A 7,206-nucleotide genomic window follows, 5' to 3' on the forward strand; every position below is an offset into this window, starting at 1 on the left:
GAGCGTCTCGCTCGCGATATCTGTCGCGAGGGAGACGCTCGCACTATATATATAATAATTCCGATGCTACGGGATTTGATATGAGGGGGGCGGGTTGAGGAGATTTTTGATTGGAGGCTATTGTTGTTGGTGAATCCGCCCCTACAGGTTGTGATAAATTGGACTTACAAACTGTCAGTAACGCTGGTGAAATTAAAGGCTTTGACTCGCACTCCGGGCACGACATTACCGCCGTAACGTTTCGCCTCGGTAACTGCATCGACATCGCGCAACATATCAGGTAAAACTTGATTGAAACGCATATTTTTAATCGGGTAAACAATCTTACCATTTTCAATCCAGAAAGTACCGTCGCGAGTCATGCCGGTTACTTCCGATGTTTTGGGATTCACATAGCGAACATACCAAGCTCGACTGATGAAAATTCCGATCTCGGTTTCAGCGATTAAATCTGCTAAACTTTGGTCGGAACCTGTCATCACGATCGGGTAATAAGCACCTTTCGCTTCTTTGCCTTTTTGGGCGGCCCAGTAGCGGGAATAAGATAAACTTTCAGGAATACCATTTTTGATGATTTCCAAATAGCTATTGCTCAATCCGTCACCGAAAAAATTATTCGATCGCAATAAAGGATGACTCGGATCGCGCTGTACCTGCACTAACGGGCTGAAAAGTTGTTCGCCAGCGCGGTTTCCCGCCGGTTTTCCGGTTTCATCTGCGATCGACATAAACGATCGCCCTTCATCCGCCGCCCGCGCATCCATCCCCCAAACAATCCACGGTAGCAAATCCGCAAACGCAGCGCCATCAAGGATTACAGGATACACGCCCGGAGTGATCGGGCGGGGGTTGCGGGAGGCCTTGGCGCGATCGACAACTTGTGCTGCTAATGCCGATACTTGTAGTTCATTGATACCCCAAGCCGTGCTTTCCGTCCAGCTAGAACCGTCTCCGATGCGGGCTGTAAAGCCGAAATTCGCCTCTGTAGAAGAGTTGCAGGCGCGGAGTCCGGTTGAGGAGGCGATCGCGTACAGCGAAGTTTCAGCGCTCAAAGTACCGGAAGCATCAGCGCCTTCTTGAGATGCGATCGCACAAGCTTGTCGCACCATTTCTGCCCGCGCTAGAGGCGATACAGCGGCCGTTGCTTCGTCAAAGGCCGCCGGGGGCAAATCGTAGGTTTGAGGGGGCAGCAAGGGCATCCATTCGGGGTCTGCGGGGGCGATTTTGGCTAGTTCTTGCGATCGTTTGATCGTTTGGGCGATCGCATCTTCATCAAATTCGGTAACAGATGCAGAAGCGCTTTTGTTACCGAAATAGCTAGTAATGTTGAGGCTAAATACAGTTTTGCTAATATTTTGGCTGATTTGATTTTCCGAAAATCTGGAAAGAGATTCTTCGCCCGTTGAAAGACTGACAAATACTTCCTCTGCTGCTGATTGTTTTACTACATTTTCTAGTAAAGATAAGGCTTGGTCTTCACTTAAAATTGCGGGCGATGTTGTTAAAATCATGATGGAATTGGGAATTGGGAATTGGGAATTGGGAATTGGGCATTGGGCAAACAGGGCATTGAGAATCGGGCATGAGGAATAGGGAATTGCTTACTATCTCTAACAACAACTAACAAATAACAAATAACAACAACTAACCAATGCCCTATGCCCCATTCCCCATGCCCAATTACCCAATTTGAATATCTCTGACTCGCACCGGTACGCAAGCGTGAGTCATTTGAGCAACCTGCACCGGCTCACCTTTGCCGCACATATTAGTACCGCATTGAACCCGTTCGGAAGCAGGCCCAATCGCATCTACTTGATTCCAGAAATCAGTGCTCATCGAATGATAAGTTACATCCTTCAACATACCGACAACTTTACCTTTTTCTACCTTCCAAAAAGCATCGCCGCCGAATTGGAAATTGCGCCGCTGTTGGTCAATCGAAAAACTACCAATACCGTCAATTAAAATCCCATCTTCCGTATCAGCAATCATCTGATCCAAAGTAGCAGTATGACTGCCGCCATCCGGGCCTGGTTCCAATCCCAAATTCGGAATTCTCACCATCGGTACGCTAGACCAACTATCAGCGCAGGCAGAACCGTTGCTGCTACCGCGTCCGAGGCGATAAGCTGTCTCTCTATCTGTCAGATAATCAACTAAAATTCCATCCTTGACAACGTACCAATCCTGCGATTTGACGCCCTCATCATCGTAACCCATTGTACCGCGGCCGCCCGGTTGAGTGCGATCGCACTTAAAGTTCACCCAAGGTGCGCCGTATTGCAGTTTATTTAACTTATCAGTAGTCGCAAAACTCGTGCCTGCGAAGTTAGATTCATAGCCGTAAACTCGGTCTAATTCCGTGGGATGTCCGACTGATTCATGGATTGTCAAAAATAAATTAGTCGGCTTGAGAATCAGGGATTTGCAAATCCCGGCTGGGGCTTTAGGGGCAGCGACTTTCTCAATTGCTTCAGCAGCAACTCTGTCTACTTGACTCAACAAATCAGTTGGGTTAATATGTTCGTAACCGAGATTTAATGGCGGGCGCTCATATTCGCGGCTTTGGGCGTCGCCGCCCGCAATTGCCGTGCATCTAAAACCAGGAAAACTGCGGTAAATTGTTTGTTCGATTAGCGAGCCTTCCGTGGAAGCGAAAACCTTGTCTTCGTGGTTGAATTGCAGAAAAGAAAAAGCTTTTTTGATACCTCGATCGCCGTGGGCTAACAGTTGTGTGTTAATATTTAGTAGGAGTTCGGCTTTGTCAGCGACTGGTACAGAAAACGGGTCAATGGCGATCGGAGTAATGTAAGTATCGACATATTTTTCGACGGGAACTAAGCGCACCGGTTCCTGTTGAGTCAAGCGGCTGCCTTTAGCGATTTCAACAGCCAAAGCGACGATTCTGGCAACCTCTGCGGGTGTTTTGCTGTGACTGGCGGCAAACCCCCAAGCCCCGTCTAGCAGGACTCGCACGCCAAAACCGGAACTTACATTATCGGAGATATTGCTTAAAGATCGATCGCGCGCATACAAACTTTGCCGTCGGTAAGTGCAAAAACGGACATCACCGTATTCGCATCCATATTTCTGAATTAACTCTACAGCCAAATTTGCCAACTCGTTAGCAGAAACTTTTGCGGTTAACAGTACCATAGTTATGAGTCATTCGTCGTTAGTTATCAATCATTATAGCGCTACTATCTAAGTATTTTCCTAACCAACACGGCGATACCCAGCATTAACAAGCCAAATACTAAGCCAAACAGCAGACTCCACAGAATTGTCGCAGCAAAGGGATGTAGCGGGAGAGAAAAATCCGGTTGCCAGCGAATCGGTGTATCCTTGATGAGAGGATAGGCGGCGGAGAAGATTTGGCCGCCACCGATCGCAGTTCCGACAAAAAAGATGATATTCTCAAGTTGGCGATCGCGCTTTTTCTCTGTTTCTGCGTTTTCCTTGTCAGTAGTAATTTGAGCTAGATCGCGGTCTTTCTGCTCTTGTTCCTTTTGCTGGTACAATTGTATTTGGTCGCGATCGCGCTGGTGTTCCCTTTCTGCTTGTTCCCGACTCAATTCAGCTTGTTCGATTTCTACCATGCCGCGAATTGTCGAGATTGTCTGCTGGAACAACTCTTGATTCGCTATCAGGTAGTTTAAGTATTTTTGAATTTGACTTTGATATTTGCGATCGCACAAAATCCGAAACTTCTGCAAAAACCGCAAATCATCGCCCGCGATCGACAATGGTTTAATGTTAACATAAGCTTCCGCGTAATTTTTCGCATTAATTTCAATAGTATTGCTAAATTCTCGCAGATGACGCAATTCTTTAGAATAATCGAATACTAGGAGGCGGATTTTTGCCAACAAACTCTTTAAATTCGCGAGTTTAATTTCTCGATTTGGTTCCGCTTCTATTTGAGTAAATTCGGGCAGGATCGTTTCTAACTTGCTGGCTATTTGCTGTCCGATGCCGTAGCTTTCCTTAGCTTTGTTGTAGGAAAACAAAATTTTACTGCGAGCGCAGAGCAAATTTGTAAAATAATAGTTAAAAGTTGATGTTGCTAAATCCAAAGTTTGGGGATTCTGTTTCAACCAAACTAAAATATGACAGTTTTTGGCAGGATTATCGTATTCAAAAATCGGACTTCCAAATAACTCGCCTGTGGCGGTAAGCTTTAATTCTGGTTGGATTCCTTCTCCTACAAAAGCCCGCACGCACTTGTCAGCGAGCGATCGATAATCATGGTACACTACAGGCTCTGCATACAGCAATAATGTTTGTCCCAGGGATGCTTGAATTCGATCGGGCAGCAGGCAACCTTGGGGATTTAATTGTTTTAAATCGTCTGCTTTAATCGGAGCATTTTGATAATATAAAGTCAAGTCTGCGGTGTAGGTATCCTGAATTCTGCGCGCCAGAATTGAGCCGTAGAGTTTGAGATTGTCTGGCTGAGTTAGCGGCTGAAATTTTAAGGTTTTGCCGTTGGGTTTGAGTAATTTTTGGTTGCTTAAACTGTCATTTTCGCCCGCTGGGCTATACAGTCCGTTTTCGTAGCAGATTAAGCAATCTCTGAGGGATTTTAGTTCGGGAAAGTTGAATCGATCGCCGACATTATCTGCTAAGTTGTTCCAGAGGAACTCGGCATTTTTTGCTGTTTGTTTGTAGCCTTCGCCGCCGTCATTTCGCAGGTGGAAAGCATACAGGGTGATGCTGGGATTTCTGATTTGCGGTGGTTCGGTCATAATCAAATCTTGGAGAATTTATTGATATTATATCCGGCTTGTTTCTCTCGTTGGGTGGCGAGAAACCGGGTTTCTTCGATAAATCACCGATTGAATACGAAAGATTAAGGAAGAAACCCGGTTTCTGAGATTTGTTGGGTGGCGAGAAACCCGGTTTCTTCTACAAATTTGGGTTGAGTACGAAAAATTTAGGAAGAAACCCGGTTTCTGAGATTAGCGCGATCGACCTTTTTGATAAAATTGGGGAAAAGGGCGATTCCCTACGGGATAGTTTCGCTTCACTAATTTCTGTCGTTTGTCCCGAAGTCCTAGGAGTGAATCAATTCCCCGTCTCATAGCAAAAGTCGGTTGAAAACCGACTGGGGAACTCTGGAAATGTTTGTTAAAAATTATGTTTTTCAGTCCTCTTTGAGAGGACTTTCGCTATGAGACGGGGGTTTGCAACCCCCGGCGGATCTGTGGGTAAGCGAGGGGATTTTGGGCGCGGGCGATGTGGTAAATTATCGCGGATGTGCGATCGCAATTCTCTCGTTTGGTGGCGAGAAACCGGGTTTCTATAAATCATGTCTGCTGAGTAAAAAACATATAAAAAGAAACCAGGCTTCTGAGATTAGCGCGCGATCGTATTTCTTTATTTATGTTGGATTATCGACAGATTCCATCGCTAAATTCTCCTCTGATTCAACCGACAGCGAAGATGGCGGCGACAGATTAAGTCGGATCGTATTCTCTAGCATCACTTCCATAAATTCGCTCACGATTTCATCCGGTGCATCGCCATCCGTGCCGCCCGGGCCGCCTTGCTCGATTTCGTTCTCTAAATTCTCTTCGATCGCCCTCCTAGTTTCGCACCAATCTTTGATTTTTTCTGCTATAATATTCACATTATCTGTCGGTTGCACGTCGAGCGCGGGCAAATCGTTAACAAATAGCTTTGGTTCCGATATTCGTAATAACTTAGTTAAACCAGCCACAATCTCTGTAGGTGTATAATTATCGGGTAGCGACATTTTTAGCCTCCTTAAATCTACTTGTTGAATTTCTAACGATAAACTTTCGGTTTCGCCAATTAGCGTAAATGCAGCCCAAGCGATCGGACTCGGAAACCGAGCTTTTGTAGTTAGCATAGCACGCCGCAAAGCCGCTGCTCGATCGTCCCCGCGCGCTAAATTTTGGTAAAATTCAGTCATTAGCAACTTGGCTGAAATCACTCCCATATTCCACAGGGAAACGACGATGCTGGGGACTCCCGCGAGGATGAAGCAGCGCGACAATCCGATGACTCCATCTCCCGTGATTTTACCGCGACCGGTGCTGCACGCGCTCAATACTACGAGTTCGGAATCGAGTTTTAATTGCAGGATATCAATAGCATGAATTGCGCCGTCGTCGTCTCCCGATGGTGCTAAAATTATCGCGCCGGGAATGCCGGAACTTTGGAAATCGTCGATGAGTCCGTGGGCGGATAAATGGACGATGCGCGTGTTTAGCATTCTGTCTAAAATGGCGACTTTTGTGGCATTGTCGCCGCTAATTGCTTGGGTTTGTAAAGTGGTGGCAATGGCTTCGGCGGCTTCTTTTGCCCTGGGGATTTGCTTGAGTTTGTGGGGGTCTAATTGGAAGTTTGGGTGGATGGTTGGATCGCCGACAATTAGGGCAGCTTGTCTCAATCCTCGGACTCGGTTTTGATGTTCGCGGGTGAGTTCTAATACTTGGATGGATGGGCTGGTGAGGATGGTATGATGTTCGATTAGGTAGCGGTTGTTGCTATCTTGCAAGGCGGAGAAAGGAACTAAAAATAAGTCGTAGTGGGGGATGAAGATGATGGGGGAATTAACATCGGTGGGTAGTAAGTCGATGATGGGTTCGATCAGGATTTGATGGAGGAGTTGGAGGAGGGGAAAGCGGCCTGTTTCGTCTCGTTTGTACTGGGATTCTAGCTGAATTTTGTTGTCTGCGTCGTCGGTTTCTACGGTGCCGATGGAGACGCGGGTTTTGAGGATGATTTGTTTGAGGGTTTGGTTTTGTTGGTTGAGGGGATCGAGGTTGGCGGCGCGATGGGTGATGTTGCCGTTTGGTTGGATTACCCAGATGTAAATGATGTCTGAATCGATAATCGAATATTCAATTATTGTGGAGTTTCTGTCGCGGGCTATTTGTTGGATTTTGGGGATGGATAATTTATTTGTTTCGTTATTGGTTGGTAATTCATTTGTTAATAATGTTTGTTGCAATAATTCGACGAAGGCACGGGTGCGTGACATTTCGGATATTTCTAAGGCTTCATCAAATTTAGATTGGGCGACTAGGACTTTTTGCAGGTTGCCATAGGCATCTACTTGGGTTTCAAAAATTGAGGCTTTATGATCGTTATTTACTAATTCTGAACGCATAGTTTCATGAATTGCGATCGAGGCACGAAGTGCTGTTTCAGCTTCAGCAAGTTGATTAAATT

4 protein-coding genes are annotated in these 7,206 nt (G+C 46.0%); all 4 read right to left on the reverse strand.

Annotation, left to right across the window (positions count from 1 at the left end; genetic code table 11):
* Positions 1-164 precede the first annotated feature (164 nt).
* Positions 165-1,511: a TldD/PmbA family protein gene (locus QT974_RS28335; RefSeq protein ID WP_333471723.1), complete on the reverse strand. Its 1,347-nt coding sequence runs from the start codon at positions 1,509-1,511 to the stop codon at positions 165-167.
* A gap of 169 nt (positions 1,512-1,680) precedes the next feature.
* Positions 1,681-3,159, reverse strand: a complete 1,479-nt coding sequence (locus tag QT974_RS28340) for a TldD/PmbA family protein (protein WP_333471724.1) — start codon at positions 3,157-3,159, stop codon at positions 1,681-1,683.
* A gap of 44 nt (positions 3,160-3,203) precedes the next feature.
* Positions 3,204-4,751, reverse strand: a complete 1,548-nt coding sequence (locus tag QT974_RS28345; protein ID WP_333471725.1) for a hypothetical protein — start codon at positions 4,749-4,751, stop codon at positions 3,204-3,206.
* 635 nt (positions 4,752-5,386) lie between these two features.
* Positions 5,387-7,206: CHAT domain-containing protein (locus QT974_RS28350; protein ID WP_333471726.1), on the reverse strand; the 1,820-nt coding region annotated here is incomplete at its 5' end.

The organism is Microcoleus sp. BM001215392 (assembly GCF_036700185.1).
GTDB lineage: Bacteria > Cyanobacteriota > Cyanobacteriia > Cyanobacteriales > Microcoleaceae > Microcoleus.